23 protein-coding genes are annotated in these 17,902 nt (G+C 68.3%); 17 read left to right on the forward strand and 6 right to left on the reverse strand.

Annotated features, from left to right (window positions below; translation table 11 throughout):
* Positions 1 to 6: 6 nt before the first annotated feature.
* A complete protein-coding gene (locus GXP74_RS02640; protein WP_370468367.1) occupies positions 7 to 816 on the reverse strand; it encodes an SDR family NAD(P)-dependent oxidoreductase in 810 nt (269 codons plus the stop codon).
* A 326-nt stretch (positions 817 to 1,142) separates the two neighbouring features.
* Between GXP74_RS02640 and GXP74_RS02645 the strand changes: the two genes are divergently transcribed.
* The 16 genes from GXP74_RS02645 to GXP74_RS02715 all read left to right on the forward strand — a co-directional run bounded on the left by GXP74_RS02645 (position 1,143) and on the right by GXP74_RS02715 (position 12,720).
* Complete coding sequence (locus tag GXP74_RS02645; RefSeq protein WP_225447672.1) at positions 1,143 to 1,679, forward strand: ATP-binding protein; 537 nt, start codon at positions 1,143 to 1,145, stop codon at positions 1,677 to 1,679.
* 362 nt (positions 1,680 to 2,041) lie between these two features.
* The gene (locus GXP74_RS40020) at positions 2,042 to 2,245 is read left to right on the forward strand and encodes a DUF5999 family protein (RefSeq protein ID WP_225447673.1); all 204 of its coding nucleotides are present in this window, start codon (positions 2,042 to 2,044) and stop codon (positions 2,243 to 2,245) included.
* Positions 2,242 to 2,484, forward strand: coding sequence for a hypothetical protein (locus GXP74_RS02650; RefSeq protein ID WP_182449793.1), 243 nt, complete (start codon positions 2,242 to 2,244; stop codon positions 2,482 to 2,484). The genes GXP74_RS40020 and GXP74_RS02650 overlap by 4 nt, the downstream gene beginning before the upstream one ends.
* A 41-nt stretch (positions 2,485 to 2,525) precedes the next feature.
* Complete coding sequence (locus GXP74_RS02655; protein ID WP_182449794.1) at positions 2,526 to 2,675, forward strand: hypothetical protein; 150 nt, start codon at positions 2,526 to 2,528, stop codon at positions 2,673 to 2,675.
* 338 nt (positions 2,676 to 3,013) lie between these two features.
* A complete protein-coding gene (locus tag GXP74_RS02660; protein WP_182449795.1) occupies positions 3,014 to 4,441 on the forward strand; it encodes an NUDIX domain-containing protein in 1,428 nt (475 codons plus the stop codon).
* Positions 4,442 to 4,945: 504 nt separating this feature from the next.
* Positions 4,946 to 5,458 carry a M15 family metallopeptidase gene (locus tag GXP74_RS02665; RefSeq protein WP_370468527.1) on the forward strand — a complete coding sequence of 171 codons (513 nt, stop codon included), beginning with the start codon at positions 4,946 to 4,948 and terminating at the stop codon, positions 5,456 to 5,458.
* 99 nt (positions 5,459 to 5,557) lie between these two features.
* The gene (locus tag GXP74_RS02670; protein WP_225448549.1) at positions 5,558 to 5,749 is read left to right on the forward strand and encodes a helix-turn-helix domain-containing protein; all 192 of its coding nucleotides are present in this window, start codon (positions 5,558 to 5,560) and stop codon (positions 5,747 to 5,749) included.
* 120 nt (positions 5,750 to 5,869) lie between these two features.
* Positions 5,870 to 6,280, forward strand: a complete 411-nt coding sequence (locus GXP74_RS02675; protein ID WP_182449797.1) for a 6-carboxytetrahydropterin synthase — start codon at positions 5,870 to 5,872, stop codon at positions 6,278 to 6,280.
* A complete protein-coding gene (locus GXP74_RS02680) occupies positions 6,277 to 7,023 on the forward strand; it encodes a 7-carboxy-7-deazaguanine synthase QueE (protein WP_225447674.1) in 747 nt (248 codons plus the stop codon). The genes GXP74_RS02675 and GXP74_RS02680 overlap by 4 nt, the downstream gene beginning before the upstream one ends.
* Positions 7,024 to 7,075: 52 nt before the next feature.
* A complete protein-coding gene (gene folE / locus GXP74_RS02685) occupies positions 7,076 to 7,717 on the forward strand; it encodes a GTP cyclohydrolase I (RefSeq protein ID WP_182449798.1) in 642 nt (213 codons plus the stop codon).
* Positions 7,717 to 8,535: a hypothetical protein gene (locus GXP74_RS02690; RefSeq protein WP_182449799.1), complete on the forward strand. Its 819-nt coding sequence runs from the start codon at positions 7,717 to 7,719 to the stop codon at positions 8,533 to 8,535. Before folE ends, GXP74_RS02690 begins: the two co-directional genes overlap by 1 nt.
* A gap of 38 nt (positions 8,536 to 8,573) precedes the next feature.
* Positions 8,574 to 9,593, forward strand: coding sequence for a hypothetical protein (locus tag GXP74_RS02695; RefSeq protein WP_182449800.1), 1,020 nt, complete (start codon positions 8,574 to 8,576; stop codon positions 9,591 to 9,593).
* A 21-nt stretch (positions 9,594 to 9,614) separates the two neighbouring features.
* Complete coding sequence (locus GXP74_RS02700; RefSeq protein ID WP_182449801.1) at positions 9,615 to 10,313, forward strand: AAA family ATPase; 699 nt, start codon at positions 9,615 to 9,617, stop codon at positions 10,311 to 10,313.
* 25 nt (positions 10,314 to 10,338) lie between these two features.
* Positions 10,339 to 11,259: a DUF2797 domain-containing protein gene (locus GXP74_RS02705; RefSeq protein ID WP_225447675.1), complete on the forward strand. Its 921-nt coding sequence runs from the start codon at positions 10,339 to 10,341 to the stop codon at positions 11,257 to 11,259.
* A gap of 70 nt (positions 11,260 to 11,329) precedes the next feature.
* A complete protein-coding gene (locus GXP74_RS02710; protein ID WP_182449802.1) occupies positions 11,330 to 12,172 on the forward strand; it encodes a class I SAM-dependent methyltransferase in 843 nt (280 codons plus the stop codon).
* Positions 12,169 to 12,720, forward strand: a complete 552-nt coding sequence (locus tag GXP74_RS02715; protein ID WP_182449803.1) for an NUDIX domain-containing protein — start codon at positions 12,169 to 12,171, stop codon at positions 12,718 to 12,720. The genes GXP74_RS02710 and GXP74_RS02715 overlap by 4 nt, the downstream gene beginning before the upstream one ends.
* A gap of 20 nt (positions 12,721 to 12,740) precedes the next feature.
* On the opposite strand, the gene GXP74_RS02720 is transcribed toward GXP74_RS02715, so the two are convergent.
* Entirely contained in the window at positions 12,741 to 13,241 is a 501-nt protein-coding gene (locus GXP74_RS02720; protein WP_370468528.1) for an NUDIX domain-containing protein, read from the reverse strand.
* Between the two features lie 211 nt (positions 13,242 to 13,452).
* Here GXP74_RS02720 and GXP74_RS02725 point away from each other — a divergent pair, with 211 nt between their 5' ends.
* The gene (locus GXP74_RS02725; protein ID WP_182449804.1) at positions 13,453 to 14,661 is read left to right on the forward strand and encodes a hypothetical protein; all 1,209 of its coding nucleotides are present in this window, start codon (positions 13,453 to 13,455) and stop codon (positions 14,659 to 14,661) included.
* Positions 14,662 to 14,679: 18 nt separating this feature from the next.
* Here GXP74_RS02725 and GXP74_RS02730 read toward each other — a convergent pair whose 3' ends face one another.
* From GXP74_RS02730 to GXP74_RS02745, 4 genes are all read right to left on the reverse strand, one after another.
* Positions 14,680 to 15,297, reverse strand: a complete 618-nt coding sequence (locus GXP74_RS02730; protein ID WP_182449805.1) for a hypothetical protein — start codon at positions 15,295 to 15,297, stop codon at positions 14,680 to 14,682.
* On the reverse strand, positions 15,294 to 16,526 hold the full coding sequence (locus GXP74_RS02735) for an MAB_1171c family putative transporter (protein WP_182449806.1): 1,233 nt from the start codon (positions 16,524 to 16,526) through the stop codon (positions 15,294 to 15,296). The genes GXP74_RS02730 and GXP74_RS02735 overlap by 4 nt, the downstream gene beginning before the upstream one ends.
* A gap of 6 nt (positions 16,527 to 16,532) precedes the next feature.
* Positions 16,533 to 17,108 carry a hypothetical protein gene (locus GXP74_RS02740; protein WP_182449807.1) on the reverse strand — a complete coding sequence of 192 codons (576 nt, stop codon included), beginning with the start codon at positions 17,106 to 17,108 and terminating at the stop codon, positions 16,533 to 16,535.
* A gap of 244 nt (positions 17,109 to 17,352) precedes the next feature.
* Entirely contained in the window at positions 17,353 to 17,796 is a 444-nt protein-coding gene (locus GXP74_RS02745) for a helix-turn-helix domain-containing protein (protein WP_225447677.1), read from the reverse strand.
* Positions 17,797 to 17,902 lie beyond the last annotated feature (106 nt).

Genomic DNA, 17,902 nt, shown 5'->3' on the forward strand with positions numbered 1-17,902 from the left:
TTCGGCTCAGTAACCCCCAGGCGTCGGCGCGTTCTGCCCCTTGTCGACGGGAAGGTTTACCCCAGTCACCCCTCGCGACTGATCCGAGAGCAGGAAGGCGATCACGTCCGCGACCTCCTCTGGCAGCACCAGCTCCCGCCCCGGGAACTCAGCGCGGAATCGGTCGAAGGCGGGCGGGTCGTCCTGGCGCATCCGGTCCCACCGCTTGCCAGGGATGAGCATCGACCCCGGCGAGACCGCATTCACGCGGATGCCCTCCGGACCCAGCTCCCTCGCGAGGGAGGACACCATGTGGATCTGGCCGGCCTTCGCGGCGCCGTACTGGGCCTGCGGTGACGGCTTCCACCCGGATACCGAAGCCACCACGACGATAGACCCCCCACCGCCCGTCCGCAGGTGAGGTGTACTCGTCGCCACTAGCCGGGCTACATGGCCGACGTTCATCTCCCATGTCGCCGACCAGTCCTGGGCCGTTGCCTCGGTGATTCCCTGACCACGCGCACCGCCCGCGCACGCAACAACGCCGTCGAGGCCGCCCAGTGCTGATGCGGCGTCCTCCACGAATTGCTCCAGAAGCTGCGGGACGGAGACATCGAGAGCGCGGGTGAACAGCGCGCCGGGGGAGTCGAGCGAGCTGTGGAGCGTCTCCAACGGCTCCGCCCTCCGGGCGCACGTCGCCACATGCGCTCCTTCCGTGAGGAGTAGGCGCACGAGACGCTCGCCCAGTCCTCTGGAGCCGCCCGTCACCACAATGCGACGGCCTGCGAATCGTCCCGTCACCGCTTGCTGTCCGAGGTCATGCCCTGTGCTCATCATTCGTACAACCCTCCGCCAACCGTGCCACCCCGTGTGGCCGTAGACATCCTCCCTGCACCCTTCTTAGCGGGACGACAGCGCGGTTCTCTTATGGACGTACCCGATCCGGAGGCAACCGGTGCCGTCGGCAATCAGCCGGCACCGGTCCTGCGGATCTGGAGACGCCGTGACTCGGGATGTCCATCTGCCAATGCTCAACCGCTGAAACCGGGTCCAGCGGTACCCATCACGAAGCGAGCGAGAGCCAGCGAACGCACCCCGCGCTCCTCTCCCAACTCGGGAGGCACACCGTGTCCCAGGCACCACCCCCACGCAACTGTCTCACCTTGGCGGACACGCCAACTGCCGTCGGCCTGGCGCGGCTGCACGCGGCCGATGTCCTCTCCTGCTGGGGCGTGCACCCTGACACCGTCGAGACAGTGCAGCTCCTCGTGTCGGAGATGACCACCAACGCTGTGCGGCACCCGAAGGAGGGCGAGGAGCAAGCCCCCTTGTTCTCTCGGCGGAACAAGGTGCAGACCTTCCAGATCGCTCTGGAGATCCTCGGCGACGCCGTCAGGGTGTCGGTGTGGGACCGCGACACGAGGCCGCCGGTTCTGAAGGAGGTCGGAGTCGAGGCGACCGGTGGCCGGGGAGTGTTCATCGTCGCCGTCATGAGTCGGCGTTGGGGCCACTACCCGGCTGGCAGTCTGCCCGGCAAGGTGGTGTGGGCGGAGGTCGGGCTTGTCCCAGAAGGTCGAGCTGGTGCCGACGAGAGGCCGACGCCTTCTCCCGGTCGGCCTCCGGGGAGCGGCCAGGAGAGGGCCGTGCGGGTCAATCCGAACGTGATCGGCCGCGTTCTCGTCGGAGTCAGGGGCCTCTGAGGCGTGGACGGGACAGGGGAAGTCAGACCGCTGCCTCGGGTCGCCAGGGAGCTGTCGTCCTGGGAGCGTCGCCTGTTCGATGGCGTGCGGATGGTAGGTGCCGACGAGCAGGAAGAGATAGCCATGTCGCCCCGTCACCGCCCAGTCGTCATCCGAGGCCCGTCGAACGGTGAGTCGCAGTGATCTGGCTCGGCTAAGAGGTAACTCCGGCGCTCGGGGAGACGAGAAGCAGTGGCCCGCCGAGCACCACGCACCATCATCACCCACCAAAAGCGGCACCCTTGCCGTCGTCTACGGACCTCTCCCGCGGGTCCTGAGCTTGGCTCCGACGGCGAGGGTGCCTGTAGGAGAAGGACTTGACGATGTGCCAGCACAGGCCGGAGTGTCCCGGCGCGTGTTGCCCGGATGGCCAGGCCGCTCGCTCGATCGCAGGCTACCCGGAGCAAGGGTGGTCGTTGCTGTGCAACGGCATCGTCCTCTTCGAGGACACCGGACAGATCCTGCCGGACGGCAGGGTCATCGGCCCGCAGCGTCCCGCCGGCGCCGTCTCGGAGGTGGCGAGGTGAGCCAGTTGCCTGTGCGGCCCACCACCATCCCGAACATCACCGCACAACGAGACAGGGGCAGTCCGATGGCGGACGCGGAGTTCTACGCGGTGATCGCCGTACACGGCTTCGTCCCCGAAACGCGCAGGTGCTCAGCTGGCTGCGACTACTGGCCCTGCGACACCCTCCAGCGCGCCGCCCGGTCCGGAACCACGGCCCCGCCCAGCACCCGGCCGAACAGCCCCTACCGAGAGAAGTAGACGACGTGTCGACCGACCAGCCCTTACCTCCGGTAGCCCCCGTGTCTCCGGTGAGGCCCCCGGTCAGCACCAACCGGGTCATGGCCTACCCCGACCGGCAGCCCGCGACGCTGTACCGCAACGCCTACGCCACCAGCGACGACCTGAAGCTGCTCCTAGGCCGCGCGCCCGACCCCAGATTTGCCCCCTGACCAGGCGGCGCGCCGCTCGGGCCGGACCGGAATCTGGGGAGTCCAGCCTGAGCGACGGGCACGGGAGCGGATCGCGCTGCCGCTCCCGTGCCACCCGCACCCCGTGCCACCCGGGCCTCGCTCTGGTTGGGCACTCCAAGACCCGCGGCCCGGCTCAGCCAGGTACCCCCCAACCGGGCCGGGCAGCGGCAGCACCCAGCTCCCCGCCTTCTGCCAGGAGAAGCGATGACCCATCCCCGCAGCACCACCACCGGCTCCACCTCTACGGCCCCCGCCCGCACGCCCCTGCGGCCGGACCTGTGACCCCCGAACCGCCCCCCCGGAACCTGGAGCACGCCATGGACCCGACCGTCGCCGACAGCCAACCAGACGACACCTCCGCTGCGGCCCGAGAGCTCGACGCGGCCCTGCGGACGACCGGCAGTAACAGCTACCTCCACATGAGGGACACGATGTCGGCCGTCGCGATCCTCGTCTACGGGGACGAGCGCACGCGCGAGTCGTACGTGGGGCCGTGGACGGTGCCGCTGACCGTGGCCCCCGACGAGGCCAAGGCCCTCGAACGCGCCCTCGCCTCGTTCGGAGTCAACGCCGAGGTGACGATCGCGGGGGTCGAGAACCTTTCACAAGGCACCGTCAGGGCGTTCCGCATCGGCTTCGCCGCGGCGGCCGACGTGCGGCGCTTCGCCCGGCGGCTCGTCGAGAACCTGCCCGAGCCCGCGGCGACAGCCCGCCGCCTGCACCGGGCGCTGGCAAAGGCCGGCATCAACCAGTGGGTCGGCTGGTCGAACGGCGCGGTGGTGCTGGACACCGTCGCGGCTGTGGACGCAGCCGCGCTGTGCGGCATCCTCGGCGAACGCGTGGGCGAGTCCATCGAGCAGGACCTGGACACCGCGGACGGGCCCTGGGTGGAGCAGCTCGCCGCCGAGATCGACGCCGTACTGTCCGCAATCCTCGGCGAACGGATCGGGGTCGACCCGGTCCCCGTCTGTCGCACATGCGCGATCTCGCGCGACAACTGGGTGGACTTCGGCAGTATCTCGCTGGCCGTGGCGCAGCGTCTCGTCCTGGCGCTCGAAGCGGCCACCCCGCCGAGTACCGACCCCTCGGTCCCGACTGGGCCGCCCGCACCGGTGGACGACTCCCCAAAGGAGCAGCCCGTGTCCCCGAACGAACCGCGCCCGTACACCGACCCCCTGTCCCCGGAGGTCTACGCCGCCGGCCGCGCAGCGTTGTGGGTGTCCGCCGCCGTGCTGTTCACCCACCAGGACGGCCGGGTCCTGCTCCTGGAGCCGACTTACCGGCCGACGCTGGTCCTGGTGGGCGGCGGGGTGGAGCGCGGCGAGTACCCGAGCCACGCCGCGGCGCGTGAGACCGCCGAGGAGACCGGCCTGCAGCGCGCCTTCGACACCGTCCTCGTGGTCGACACCGTCCTGCACAGCACCGCCGAGGCCGACCCCCGCTGGAACTTCCCCGGCGCGATCCACTACGTCTTCGACGGCGGCACCCTCACCGACGACGAGATCACCGGCATGCGCATGAGCGCCGAGTCCCACCGAACCCGTCTCCTGCTACCCGGCGCACTGCCGGACTACATGACCGCCGGGGAAGCACGCCGGACCCAGGCCGCCCTCCAGGCCCGCGCCTCCGGGACGACCGTGATCCTCAACAACGGCCACCCCCTCACCGGGCACCCGCCGCGCGAATCGGCGGCGACGCCCGCGACTGACCCCACCACGCTACCGACCCCCCGGAGCCAGAAGTGAGCACAGCACCGGCCATCGGCCGCACCAGGGCCGTCCTGATGTCCGACCCGCGGGTCTGATGAGGATGGTCGATTCCGACCAGGGCTGCTGCTCGCCCCAGATGGTTGAAGAAGTTCCTGGGGAAGCCGGGGCCGCCCGTCTCCTCAGTGTCCGGCCGGGACTCCCCGTCAAGGGCGCCTTCGGCGTCGCTGCGCGATGGGCTTCGCCCACCCTGGACGGCGCTTCCCGGCCTTCAAGGCGGCTGTCCAACGGGCGGCCCCGGGGGTCTGACGCTCCGTCGCAGCTCAGCGGGCCGGCACCTGGGGAACCAATTCCAGCAGGTCTGTCCCATCCCCCAGTACCCCCCCGGGGAAATTCAAACAGCGCCATCAGGTCGGCGCGATCCCCGTCCAGGAATGCGGGGAGCGCCTGGTAGACCTGCGGCTTGAGGACTCCATCACCGTAGACCCGCGCAGGCAGGACCCGGCTGGCGCTTACGCGCACGTCCGCTCCAGCGTCGCGGGCCTGCTCCTCGCGGCACAAGCCGCGTTGCCGTCGGGCATCCGGCTGCTGGTCATCGAGGGCTACCGGCCGCCCGACCTCCAGGACCGGCACTTCCGCGAGTACGCCGACGTACTGTGCGCCCGCAACCCGCACTGGGACGACGCCCAGCTCCACGCCGCTGCCAGCCGCTTCGTCAGCCCGTCCGAGATCGAACCCCACACAGCCGGCGCCGCCGTCGACGTGACCCTGGTGACGGCCAACGGCCGCGAACTGGACCTCGGAAGCAGGGTCGGAGCCACCCCTGAGGAGAGCGAAGGGGACTGCTTCACCCGCGCGACGGACCTGACCGAGCGGGCCCGCAGCAACCGGGTGTTGCTGTGCCGGGTCATGGAGGGCGCGGGGTTGGTCAACAACGGCCTCCAGTGGTGGCAGTGGAGCTACGGAGACCCCTACTGGGCCATGGCCACCGACCGGCGCGCAGCGATCTACGCCTCCATCCCGAGCCTTCACGTCAGCACCGGCCGGCGGCGCTAACGGCCAGGACCGGACCGCTCACCGGACCTGTTCGCACCCCCGAATTCCCCCGCACACCAACGAACGAGACGGAGACAGGGTGGACCTTGACCTGCCGCCATAAAGCCCGGCACCAAGATGAAGGGCGAGGCGCGCGAGAAATTCGAGGCGGAAATTTGCTCGGCCTACAAGCAGAACCTGAAGGTCGGCGTCCGCGACATCAGTGACGCCACCAACCGCTCGTACGGAGCGATCTACGACGCGCTGAAGCGCAATGGCGTACTACGTCCTCGCGGCGGAACTCGCCGTTGACAACCAAGACCCAGCGTCACTGCGGCTTCCCCACCCGGCCCCTGCTCCATGCAGGCCCTCGCGCTGGGACCGGTTCATGGCCGCTGCGCATCGCCGTTCACCCAACCTCAAGGAGGATCAATGGACTTCAGTGAAATACAGCTCCCGTCCGGCACGCACGCCATCGCCAAGGTGTTCGACTTCGAAGCAGGGCACCGGTTGACCGGTCTGCCGCCCCAGCACAAGTGCTCGCAGCAGCACGGCCACAGCTACCAGGTCGAGCTTCAACTCACCGCGCCCTTCCTTGACGGTCCGGGTTTCGTCACTGATTTCGGGGCCCTGACGCCGTTCAAGAGGTTCCTGGACGAGCAGTTCGACCACCGCAATTTGCACGAGATCCTGCCGTTCGAGCCGACGTCGGAGCTGTTGGCCCAGTTCCTGGCTGGCTGGTTCATCCGCTACGTCCAGCCGGACATCCCCGGTCGGCTGTTGGCTGTTCGCGTCCGGGAGACCCAGCGCAGCTGGGCCCGGTTTGATGTGGCGCAGCGGTGAGCGGCGCGGGCGGCGTGCCTGCGCCGCGCACGGGGACCGGCGGCGAGTTCCGGCTGATCGTTGCTGAGTGCTTCGGCCTGGAAAAGCCGACGTTCCAGGGCGAGGGCCCGAGCTGCGGCATTCCGGCGCTCTTCATCCGCCTGTCCCGGTGCAACCTGACCTGCGGATGGTGCGACACCAAATACACCTGGGACTGGGCGCATTTCAACCCCGTTGAGGAGTCGCAGAGGCGCACGGCGGCGGAGGTGCTTGCCTGGGCGCTCTCTTCCCCGGTCGAACTGGTGGTCATCACCGGCGGTGAGCCCCTGATCCAGCAGAGGCCACTGATCCCCCTGGTGCAGGGACTGCTCGCAGCCGGAAAGCGGGTGGAGTTCGAGACGAACGGCACCCTGGTCCCGGATTCGGACCTGCTAGTCGACGGGGTGCGGTTCAACGTCAGCCCGAAGCTCGCCAACTCAGGCGTCGCCGAGGACAGGCGGATCGTCGAGACGGCCCTGACCACCTTCGCCCGGTCCGGCCGTGCGGTCTTCAAGTTCGTCACGCGCAATGCGGACGAGCTGGACGAGATCCATGAACTCGTCAGCGCCTTCGGCATGCACCCGGTGTACGTGATGCCGGAAGGCACCACGGCCGAGGGCCTCATCGAGTCCACGCGGGCGCTCGCGGACGCTGTTGCGGCCCGCCGATGGCGGCTCACTACCCGGCTGCACGTCCTGGCGTTCGCCGACGCCCGTGGCCGCTGACCCGTTCCTCCCGACCCGTTTCTCCCCAGCCCTTGGAAGCGAGGCGATTTCCGTGACGTCCGTCTACCGTCAGGCAGTCGGTGAGAGTCCGGCCCAGCCGAAGCAGACCAGCTGTGCCGCGCCCGGTCCGGTCGATACCGACCGCGTTACTGACCTGATAGGCCAGCTCCTGGCCGCACTCGGCGAAGACCCCGAGAGGTCGGGCCTGGTGGGCACCCCGGCCCGGGTCGCGGCCTGGTACCGCGACTTCCTGTCCCCGGACCCGTCGGCCACCGCGACGTGCTTTGCCGAGGACGCGCTGAGTGGCCAGCTGGTTGTGGTCGGCGGCATGAGCGTGTGGTCGCTGTGCGAGCACCACCTGCTGCCCATGAACCTGCAGGTCGCTGTCGGATACGTGCCCGTCGGCGAGGTCGTGGGCCTGTCAAAGTTCGGCCGGATCGCGCAGCGGCACGCCGGCCGCCTACAGGTCCAGGAGCGCTTCACCCGGCAGGTTGCCGAGGAGATCACTGGCCTGGTCGGCAGCAAGGACGTGGCCGTAGCCGTGCGTGGGACGCACCTGTGCATGAGCATGCGGGGTGTGCGCATGGAGCAGGCCCGTACCAACTCGGTGCAGGCCGGCGGCCGGTTCGAGAGCGACCCCGTGATCGCCCAGCAGTTCCTCACCCTCACCACCGCCCAGTGGAGGGTCGCTTGATGGCCACGGGCATTGACGTCTCTGTGATCGCCCCGGCCGCCTACCTGGACGCCTTCGTCGCACACGATCCCGCCGGCGTCCACCATGTAGCCGCCCAAAGGGTCCTGGCCGATCCCGCCTACCGGGCTTTCTTCCGCCGCGAGGCCGAGCGCGGCGCCGAGATCATCGTCGACAACGGCGTCTTCGATCTCGGACACGCCCTGTCGGCCGCCGACCTGATCGCGGCGGCCCTGGCGGTCGACGCCCGCGAGATCATCCTCCCGGACGTCATGCGTGACGGGCCCGCCACCATGAAGGCCAGCGACGTGGCCGCCCGCGAGATCCTCGACCTGAGCGACGGCTTCCGCCTGTGTGCCGTGGTGCATGCAGCAGACGATGACGAGTGGCTCCGCTGCTACGACCACTTCGCCTCCAGCGACTTTGTCGGCGCCATCGCCCTGCCCGCCTCCCGACGCCCCGCCCCGCAGGAACAGCTGTGCCGCACCCGCTGGACGGCCACCCGCCACCTGGAAGACCACGGCATGGTCAACGACCGGATCGTGTACCGGCTGCTGGGGCTGGGCCGGACCGGGCATTTGGAGCTGGTCGAGCAGCGCGAGCACGACTGGATCGCCTCCGTGGACGGCGCGGCCCCAGTCATCCTCGGTGCCATGGGCATCGAGATGCTGCCCGGCGGCCCGTACGACAAGCCCAGAACCCCTCGTGTGGAGGAACTCGGCACCATCCCGGAGAGCAGATTCGACCTGATCCGGCGCAACATCGCAGTCGTGCGGGACGCAGCCGGCACCGGAGCGCCGATGCCGGAGGCCCGCCCATGAGCCCGCGAGCCGAACCGCCGCTCACAGCGGGAGCGGTCATGCGGGCGAAGCCGATCGCGGTCAACGGTCACACGATGGGCGCGGACAGCCTGCTGCGCTACCTGGAGATCAAGGTCCATCACCTCATCCGCGAGCAGCCCTGGGACAGCATCCGTGTGGTCGGCGCCCACGACCGCCAGGCCGTCGTCTCCCGGCACGAGAAGACCGGCAAGCTGTTCAACGTGCAGCGTCCGACCGCCTCGATCCACGGCCGGGACCTGACGTTGATGGCGTTCCCCGGCACCGACTACGTCCACCACTACGCGCTGATCATCGCCACCTACCTGGCGATGACCGGCCGCAGTGCCGACACGGTCACCTACCAGCTGCCCGACCCGGCCCAGTGCTGCACCGCGATTCAGCAGCTCGACCTGGACCTCGACGGCGACCTGGTGATCGTGGGCTGGGGGCTGTCACAGCTCGCCCCGTGCGACGGTGCGTGGAACCAGGCGCGGGGCTACGCCTGGAAGCGCGCCCGCGTCCACGGCCGCGCAGTGCTCTACCTCGGCTTCCTGCACAGCATCTGGGGCGATGTCGCCGGCCGGGTGGTCCGGCGACTGGCTGAACTCGGCGCCCGAGACGTCGTCTACGTGGGAAAGGTCGGCTCCCTGACCCCCGAGGTTGAGCCGAACACGATGCTCGCCACCGGCAGCGAAAGCCTCCTCGACGGCTCGCTCGTGCAGTGGGACGACTTCTTTGGCGACCTCGCCGCCGCGCGGCCGGGGGTACGTTCCGGGGTCCACGTCACCTCGCCCTCGATCCTGCTGGAAGACCGGGACTGGCTGACCAAGCACGCCGATTACGCCTTCGTCGATCCGGAGATCGGCCCGATGGGCGCTGCCGCGAACCGGGCGGGGATCAGGTTCGGCTACCTCCACGTGATTTCCAACAATCTCGCCCGCTGCTACCCCGCGGACCTGTCGAATGAGCGCCACCGCGACGTGGTCCGGCGACGCGCCGTCCTGGTCGGCCGGATCCGCGACACGATCGCAGACCGCCTGGCCACCCGCACGACCTGACACCCATGGAGGAAAACGATTATGACGCTCGGGATACCGCCCGCCACGCCTGCGCGTGGACGGGAGATCACGGTCACCGGCATCGACGGAGCCGGCAAGTCCACCCTGTCCGCCCGACTGCACCGGGCCCTGAACGCCGCTGGCCACACCGCGATCCTGGTCGGCAAGAACAGCACCGAGGTCCCCACAGACCCGCAGCTGTCCGCCTACGTTGACCAGCTCAACGAACTCGTTTACCGCCGAGACCCCCGTGTTGCCCAGGCATGCGGCGACCAGTACTGGCTGCTGGCCCTCGCCGCCTGGTACACCCTCCAGGACCGGCTCGTGATCCAGCCCGCGCTTGCCGCAGGCACCCATGTTGTCCTCGACAACGCCCACCACAAGATCCTCGCGCGCTACGCCGTCAATCCGGACGTCCCCCTCCGGCTCTCGGAACAGGTATTCGCCCACCTCACCCAGCCCGACCTGGTGATCTTCCTGCGGATCGGGGCCCGCGAAGCTCTCGCCCGCAGGAAGGGTGAGTTCACCTCCTTGGAGACGGGCCACTCCGGCAGCGGGGACGCGGACTTCATCCATTACCAGGACGCCGTCCTGGCCCAACTCCGCGACCAGGAGCAGCGCGGCGGCTGGCTCTCACTGGACGTTGCCGGCATGGACCGAGACGCGGTCTTCAAGACCGCCGCCGGGGCCATGGCCGACCGACTCCAGCTCACCATCTGAAATCGACCCCAAGGAGGACCAAGCCGTGATCCGACCTGCCGACGGCGCGTACGTGTGCCACGGCGTCACCTGGGCGACCGGAGACCCCCGACTGCTGCTCGCCCCACTGCCCGCCGGGCCGCTGGTCTACGCCCAGGTCATGAACCGGCGTCTCGGCTTCCGGACGGGTACCGGCCGGTGGTGCACCGGCCGGTACGGGTTCACCGGCACGGTCCGCGTTGAGGCCCTCGCCTGCCCCGACCGGGCCCGGGTGGAGCACGGCGGCCAGTGCGACCGGTGCGCAGGCCAGGACGAGTTCCGCCTCGCCCACCAGTTCCACCAGGGCGGAGCGAGCACTCCCGAGGCCCTCGGCCGCTACATGGCGCAGCCACACTGGCTGTACCTGGCTACCTTCGCCGACAGCACCACCAAGGTCGGCACCGCAGCTGAGCCCAGGCGCCGTTCCCGCCTCGACGAGCAGGGCGCACTATTCGCCACCTACCTGGCCAAGAGCCCCGACGGTCGAGCAGTGCGCTACCTCGAAGACGCCCTCGGCCAGCGCCTGGAGCTGCCCCAGAGCGTCAGGGCGGCGGCCAAGCTCCAGGCCCTGGCCCGCCTGCGCGACCTCTCCTCGGCCCGCACCGCCCACGAGCAGCACGTCGTCCGCGCAGCCGCGGTGCTCGCCGATCTGGAGACACCCGTCGTGCTGGAGGCATGGACCCCACCGGAGGTAGGGGACCGGCTTCGCACCGGCAGCGCGGAACGGGTTCTGTACCCGCACGATCTGCGAGAGGGGGAGCACGGCTTCACCGTCCGGTCCTGCATCGGCTCCCAGGGCCTCGTCGTCCTGGGGGAGGACAACGACGAACCTGGGTACCTGCTCGACCTCGGCGCGCTCAAGGGCCGCCACATCACCCTCGGCACCTTCGCCTCCCCCGACACCGCCGTTCAGACCTCCCTGTTCTGACGCACCGACTCTCCCCAGGCCCCTGGTCCGGGCTGCGAACCGGCCCCTCACCGCGAAGCGAGGCACCACGATGGCCCCCCTGGACGCCGTCCTCGGCTGGGACGAGGACTCCAACGCCGAGGCGTACAGCGCCTTCACCCGCGACTTCCCTATGTACAGCGCCACCAGCCGCGACCTCGCCCACCGAGCCCGGCTCGCCGACAGCCGGTTGGTGGTCGACCTGTGCGGGGGTGCCGGAGCCACCGCCGAGGCGATCCTCGCGCTCGCACCGGCCACGGCCCGGGTCCTGTCCCTGGACGCGGCAGCGGCCATGCAGCGTGTGGGCCGCCGCACCGTGAGCGACCCGCGCCTGACCTGGGTCACGGCACCGGCCGAGGACCTGGCTGCCCACATCGACATGGGTAGCGCGGACGCCGTGGTGTGCAATTCGGCGATCTGGAAGACCGACGTGCCGCGGGTGTTCGCCGCCGTGCGGCGGGTACTGCGCCCAGGCGGACGGCTCGTGTTCAACATCGGCGGCGGATTCGCCGGCGTACGACACCCCGAGGAGGAGGCCGCACGCGGAACGCTCTCGCTGAACAGCCTGATCCATCAGATCGCCACCCGTGACCACGGCTACGCCCCGCCCGTGGCCGAACCGGTGCCTCCCAAACTGTCGCTGGCCGCGCTCACTGCCCACCTGGCCGTCGCGGGGATGAACGTCCTCGACACCGAAGTCGTCGCCCAGCACGGCACGATGGCGGAGAAGAGGGCGTGGCTGTCGATCCCTTTGTTCGCGCGACCCGAAGGCGACTTCACCCATGCCCAGCGGATGAGGATCCTCGCCGACGCGTACGCCCTGACCACACCCCAGACCCCCACCGTGACGAGCTGGCTCGTGGTGACGGCCCAACGGCCCGGGGAGGAACGATGACCTCCCCGGGCCCCGCCGCGAACACCGTCGGCAACACGCCCTGCTGCGACCACACCAGTGTCGGAGTCCTCATCTCCTCACCGGCTGGCCTTCTGGTCTTCGAACGGGCGACGCCCCCGGCCGGGATCGCGCCCGTAGCCGGCCACATCGACCAGCACGGAAGCCCCGAGCAGGCCGCCCGTGCGGAGGCCGCCGAGGAAGTCGGCCTGACCCTCACGCACCTCCACCTGCTGCTGGAGGAGAGGCGGTCCAACAGATGCAGGCGACCGCCCTCCGGCCCGGTGGGCCACCGCTGGTGGGTCTACCAGGCCCAGGCATCGGGGACGATAAGGCCCGCTGTCCGCGAAGTCCGCAGCCCCCGATGGATCCACCCCGAGCAGCTCCAAGAGCACGCAGACCGCACGGTGGCCTACGCCGAAGGACAGTTGAGCGACGCGGAGTTCACCGCACGGCCCGGACTAGCACCGGTCTGGCTCCGCTTCCTGAGTCAGCTGCACCTAGTGACCCTGCCCGGGACCACCCTGGACCTGATCGACAAGGTCATCTGATGACACGGCGTACACCGGGCTCAGCGAGCGCCGACCGCTTCTCCAGCGGCCAGGCGATTTACGTAGGCGCGGATGCGGTCGCGGTCGTCAGGGAAGGCGCTCTCCCAGACTTGGCCCAGTTCGATCCACGCCGGAGGCTGGCCGGACTCCCCGCCGAGTGGGACGTCCCGGCCGATGACGGCGGCGTAGGACAGGCCCAGAGTGGGGGCCCAGTCGGCCCGGTAGGAGCGCACGGCCACGGCCGCCGGCACCGGCAGCAGGTCGCTGTGCAGGCCGGTCTCCTCCGCGAGTTCTCGAACAGCGGCAGCCCGCGGGGTCTCGCCCGGCTCCACCTTGCCGCCCGGCGGCACCCACCCCCGCACCCGGTGCTTCACGAGCAGGACATGGGTGAAGAACGGATCGGTGACCCATACCTCGGCCGCCAGCGGCTCCATCGGCTTGCGCCGCGCCCGCTCCAGCCATGCCCGCGCGTCGTCGAACTCCAACGCAGCCATCTCGGTGTCGGCGACCGCCGCTTCCAAAACCATCGGGTCAATCACCTGGCACACCCTATGCCGCCGCCCCAGTGGTTCGGCGGAGGCAGCCCGCGCGTCCCACCCGGCAGCGCCGATGGCGACCGCTGCGGCAGGCAGGCCCCGACCGGCAACGGCCTCGGGGCACGACGGCACAGCGCCGAGAACTCCACAACCGAGGACACCGACGCCGTGTCCCAACTCAGAAGGGAAGCCCGCCATGCGCGGTGACACCGTACCCGGTGCCTGGATCGTCCTGGGCGGAGTCCATCACCTCAATCAGACGGCGCCCCGCCGCGACGACGACGCCGTCGTGTTGGTCCGGGTCCTCCCACAAGAGGTCTGCGTGCCGAGCACCACCGTGATCGTCCGGTGGGACACCCTCGGGATCTGCCCAGTCAGTGCCCTCACCTCAACCGGACGTCCGCTGGGGACCGACCTGGTCGACGGCAGCGCCCTCTACCCGGACGCCATCGCAGGCTCCGCTCTGCGTGCCCTGGTCGGCGAAGCCGCCGCCCCCGGCCTCGTGCCCCTGTGCTACCTGTCCGAACACCCCGGCGGCGGATATCACGCATATGCCCAGATCCGATTCCATCATGAGGACGCCTGCTTCGTCCGCACCACCCGCGAACCCGTGGGTGCAGGGCCGGTCGAATCGCTGCGGTGGCTGAAGCCCACGCTCGACGAACACGCGAATTTGGAGCCTCGACTCAACAACCACCAGCGCTATTACCGCACCCACTTCGCCGGCACCGAACTGGAGTACAAGTACAACCTGGAACAGCACCCGAATATTTGGGCTAGCTCCATGGAACTACTGAAAGCGCTCCGCCACGGCGAGCTGCCCGACTGCCTGCCCGAGTACCGGCAGGAGTTCGAGATCAACGCCTTCGACAACCACATGTACGAGGTCCTCGGCCCTGAGCAGGAGCGCGGCTATGCCTCGTTCATCCCTATGGTCGACGGCCGCCACCTCTTGAAGCGCAAGTGGTTCACAGAGGACGCCTTCGCCCGCCGCGAAGAACTGTTCAGCGACATCGAGGTAGCACCCCACGAATTCGCGCAGTTCCTGCGCTCCGAACACAACTTACGCGTGCAGGCACTGCCGGCCTTCCGACGCGTACGCTATGACATCCAGTGCGAGTCCATGCGCACCGGCCACGTCTATGGCATCTTCTTCGACCGCTGCTCGCTCCTGGCAGCACCGGAAATTCTGCTGTCACAGTGCGAAATCGAGTACCGACGGTCGCGCAGCGTCCTGGATCAAGATAAGGAGGAGTTGCTGACGGAGATGGATCGAATCGACCACTGGCTCTCGCGCTACCTGGCCGGGCGCAGCCTCGCCAAGCAGCGAACGCTCCACTCCAAACTTTCCTTCCTGCGCGAGGTCGTCGCCGCCAGACCTGATCTTGTTCCTGATGAGGAGTGACAACGTGGTTTACGGCGTCTATCGCAGCAGGGCGAAGGTGAGTGCCGCGACGCCTCCCAGCGCGGTACCGGCGAGGATCTGCGCGATCGTGTGAGCTTTGAGGACTATGCGGGACCAGCCGATGGCGGCTGCGCCCAGGGCCGCGGGGAGCATCCAGGGGCCGAAGACCAGTAGAAGGATCATGACGGTTCCGCCGGCCACGGAGTTGTGGATCGAGATCTGCCACTTGACTGTGACGAGCAGGGAGGAAACGAGGCCGACGAGCATGGCGACCACCAGCGCGGAGACGTCCGTCGGCGCGCCGAGTACGTAGAGCAGGGTGATGCCGACTACGACAGAAACCAGGCTGAGGGCCATAGGGACGACCCGTTGGCGACGGACCCGGATGTGCTTGTCGGTGAGCCCACCGCGCTTGACCCCGAGCAGCACGATGCTGATGGGGATGATGCCGCAGAAGAGGGCGGCCAGAAGGCCCCAGCCGAGTCCGGCCCATGAGCGAGTGCTGTGCCATCCGACGAGGAGCAGGAGTGCGATGACCAGGTTGGCCGGGGCGAGGATATCCGTGATGATCTTGGCCGACTTCTGCGCCGGGGTGCAGTCCGAGAAGGCAGGCGGCGGTGGCGGTGCGAAGGTCACGGGGTGGCTCCAGAGACGGTAGAACGGGTGGCGCTGAGGCGCTCGACATGGTTTCGGGCGAAGGTGATGGCGAGGTCGGAGAAGTAGGCGTCGGACAGTTCCAGCATCAAACGAGCCTCGCTGTCGAGATCGTCTCCAGCCAGTGACGGTGCCTCGGGACTACCTGCTCGGGAGAGACCCGCGGAGTGCGCCTCGCGGGTGGCCCGGAGCCAGCATGCGTCGGCGGCTGTGGCGGCTGCCTTGCCAACCAGTCCCGCTTCCTCGACGTGGTCCGCCGCCCGCAACCGCACGGAGACGGGCGCGTTGCCGTTCAGGATGAGCATGGCGTCACGGATCTCAATGGTGCGCCGGTACAGGCGGTCGCGGACTCCGCGGAGGTCCATGGCGTCGTGCAGTCGATGCCGCCTGGGCCTGTAGCGGATCTGCGGAGCAGCCTCGCTGAGGTGGTCCCACAACGAGTAGAGCTTGACCAGGGACTGGTATTGAAGTACCGCGGTCCTGGCCTTGGGATAGGCCGGCATGCTGCTCCCGACGGAGATCAGGAGCAGGGGAACCAGAGCGAGGAGGCCGTTCAACGCGGTGTCCGCCTTCGCGGGCACCGGGTGGACGTCGAGCCTTGCGAAGATCAGCATGGACGCCCGGTGCGCCGCGTAGACGATGCCGATGCTTGTGCCGAGGCAGATGAGCCGCAGTCCCCGGCGCAGCAGCGCGGGCCCTGGCCTGCGTGACCACTGCCACGAGAGCCGTGAAGCGGTCAGCATGGCCCAGCCGAAGTACGTCGTCCAAGCGAGGACGTATGCCAGCAGCGCGGAGTCGTGCGGATAGGTCGTCAACAGGTCGACGGCTTCGTGCGGCCGGTCGGCTAGAGCGAACAGTGTGACCATCACCGCGAGCGTGACTGTCGGGACGACGACGCCGATACGCATCATCCGTCGGCGGACCGCTGTGGTGGACGGTCGTGAACTCGCCGCTGCGACAGCCAGAAAATCCACCACGAAAGCGGCAGCAGCAACCGCAGCCGCCTGCTTAAGAAGCGCAGAGAAGCTGTTGACACCGACGGTTCTGTCGAGCCACCGCGAAGCGGGATCCGTAGCAAAGCACATTTCTAGGGCAAGTACGAAGAAGGCTGCCCACAAAGACCGCTTCTCCTTGCTCCGCCAAGCCCCCGGCGCTCGCCAGATCGTGATCGCCCACAGGGCGATTCCCACACTCAGATCGATTACGTTCATGTTCGTCTACTCGATCAGGGCGTTCAGAAGATGATTTGACAGTGGGTCAGCCGGTCCCCGGGCTGCCTCCTCTGCCTGGCGAATCCGGCGGGCGATTACTCCTGCGAGTCCTTCGGCGGCTTGCTCGTCGACATGCGTGTAACTCGTGCGGCCGAGAAGACTGACGATCCGATTGATCGGGAACCCGGCCCACTCCTCGACTGAGAGGACTTCTGCGAGGCTGCGATGCTGGGCGCTCACAGCTGGGGCCTCATGCTCATCAGTCGGAAGGCAGGAGTGCCCGAGCAGCATGTGACACAGCTCGTGAAGGATGATGTGGGAGCGATGAAGCGGACTCGTCGCGTTCTCCACGAAGATGTGATCCGCTTTATCCAGCGCGATCCACGCGCCGCACGGCGCCTTATTCGATGAGCCCTCGTGTTCTATTGCATGGATATGGATAGGTCGGCCGCGCCCCGAAGCGATACTCTCACACAGCTTCTCGGCAGTGAACGGGACCGGTATATCCAGGGTTGCCGCAATGGCGGAGAAGTCGTTGCTCGCTCCGCTAGCCTGGCCACCCTTCCTCTGCCAGCTCCGCATGAATCTACTCCCCGCTCCAAATTCCTTCCGCGCCCCTTCGGTTCGGATTCCAAAGCATAGGTGAGCGAGACATCACCTGCTGTAACTGGTCCATTACTCGTGGTCGTTCGACTGCGGAGCGTTAGGGAGTGAAGCACAGGGATTCGAAGGGGTCTATCGCGGTGACGCCGATAGATCACTTACGGTGATGAATCGTGTTATCGAAACTTGATCTGATAGCGAATTAGATGATCGCGGCCGAGGGTCAGGACCCTGGCGGCCTCTCCGCCTGTCCATCTTCGAGCCCCTCCAGGGATCGGGCTCGCTCGATGAAGCCGGCGAGAGCCGAGAGAGTCGCCTTGGATAGGCCGTCGGCGCGGAGGGCAAGGTTTCGGACATCCTCGTCCTTGATCAGCTGCTCCAGGTCTTGCCGGGTGGCTGGCGAATCGCCCTCGGGTTCGGCGGCCTCGTCGTCGATGAAGTAGCTCGCCCGCACCTGGAAAGCCGCCGCCAGGGCCTTGAGCGTGCCTGCGGTCGGATTCCCCTTGGCGCCGCTGCGCAGCTTCTGGATCAAGCTTGCGCTGACGCCCGACGACGGGTCGCCAGTCTCGGTCGTGAGGTCGGCCACCTCCTGGTTCGTGAACTGCCGACCGCTCGGGTGCTGACGGGTCTCGAACAGGCGGTTCAGTCTGGACTTGATCTCTCCCAAGGCATGCTCCAACGGGGTGCGGCGATATGCACACTCTAGTGCGTCTGTGATGCGCTCGTGGACCCCGGGCGCACTTTAGTCTCCCCGCGTGGCGTACTTTGGTGTA

Origin of the sequence: Streptacidiphilus sp. P02-A3a (assembly GCF_014084105.1) — a bacterium.
Classification (GTDB): Bacteria; Actinomycetota; Actinomycetes; order Streptomycetales; family Streptomycetaceae; genus Streptacidiphilus.

Excerpts from the sequence above, each read along its gene's own strand:
- GXP74_RS02640 (WP_370468367.1), bottom strand. The coding sequence starts at position 816 with ATGATGAGCACAGGGCATGACCTCGGACAGCAAGCGGTGACGGGACGA.
- GXP74_RS40020 (WP_225447673.1), top strand. The coding sequence starts at position 2,042 with ATGTGCCAGCACAGGCCGGAGTGTCCCGGCGCGTGTTGCCCGGATGGC.
- GXP74_RS02660 (WP_182449795.1), top strand. The coding sequence starts at position 3,014 with ATGGACCCGACCGTCGCCGACAGCCAACCAGACGACACCTCCGCTGCG.
- GXP74_RS02675 (WP_182449797.1), top strand. The coding sequence starts at position 5,870 with ATGGACTTCAGTGAAATACAGCTCCCGTCCGGCACGCACGCCATCGCC.
- GXP74_RS02690 (WP_182449799.1), top strand. The coding sequence starts at position 7,717 with ATGGCCACGGGCATTGACGTCTCTGTGATCGCCCCGGCCGCCTACCTG.
- GXP74_RS02695 (WP_182449800.1), top strand. The coding sequence starts at position 8,574 with ATGCGGGCGAAGCCGATCGCGGTCAACGGTCACACGATGGGCGCGGAC.
- GXP74_RS02700 (WP_182449801.1), top strand. The coding sequence starts at position 9,615 with ATGACGCTCGGGATACCGCCCGCCACGCCTGCGCGTGGACGGGAGATC.
- GXP74_RS02710 (WP_182449802.1), top strand. The coding sequence starts at position 11,330 with ATGGCCCCCCTGGACGCCGTCCTCGGCTGGGACGAGGACTCCAACGCC.
- GXP74_RS02715 (WP_182449803.1), top strand. The coding sequence starts at position 12,169 with ATGACCTCCCCGGGCCCCGCCGCGAACACCGTCGGCAACACGCCCTGC.
- GXP74_RS02725 (WP_182449804.1), top strand. The coding sequence starts at position 13,453 with ATGCGCGGTGACACCGTACCCGGTGCCTGGATCGTCCTGGGCGGAGTC.
- GXP74_RS02735 (WP_182449806.1), bottom strand. The coding sequence starts at position 16,526 with ATGAACGTAATCGATCTGAGTGTGGGAATCGCCCTGTGGGCGATCACG.
- GXP74_RS02740 (WP_182449807.1), bottom strand. The coding sequence starts at position 17,108 with ATGCGGAGCTGGCAGAGGAAGGGTGGCCAGGCTAGCGGAGCGAGCAAC.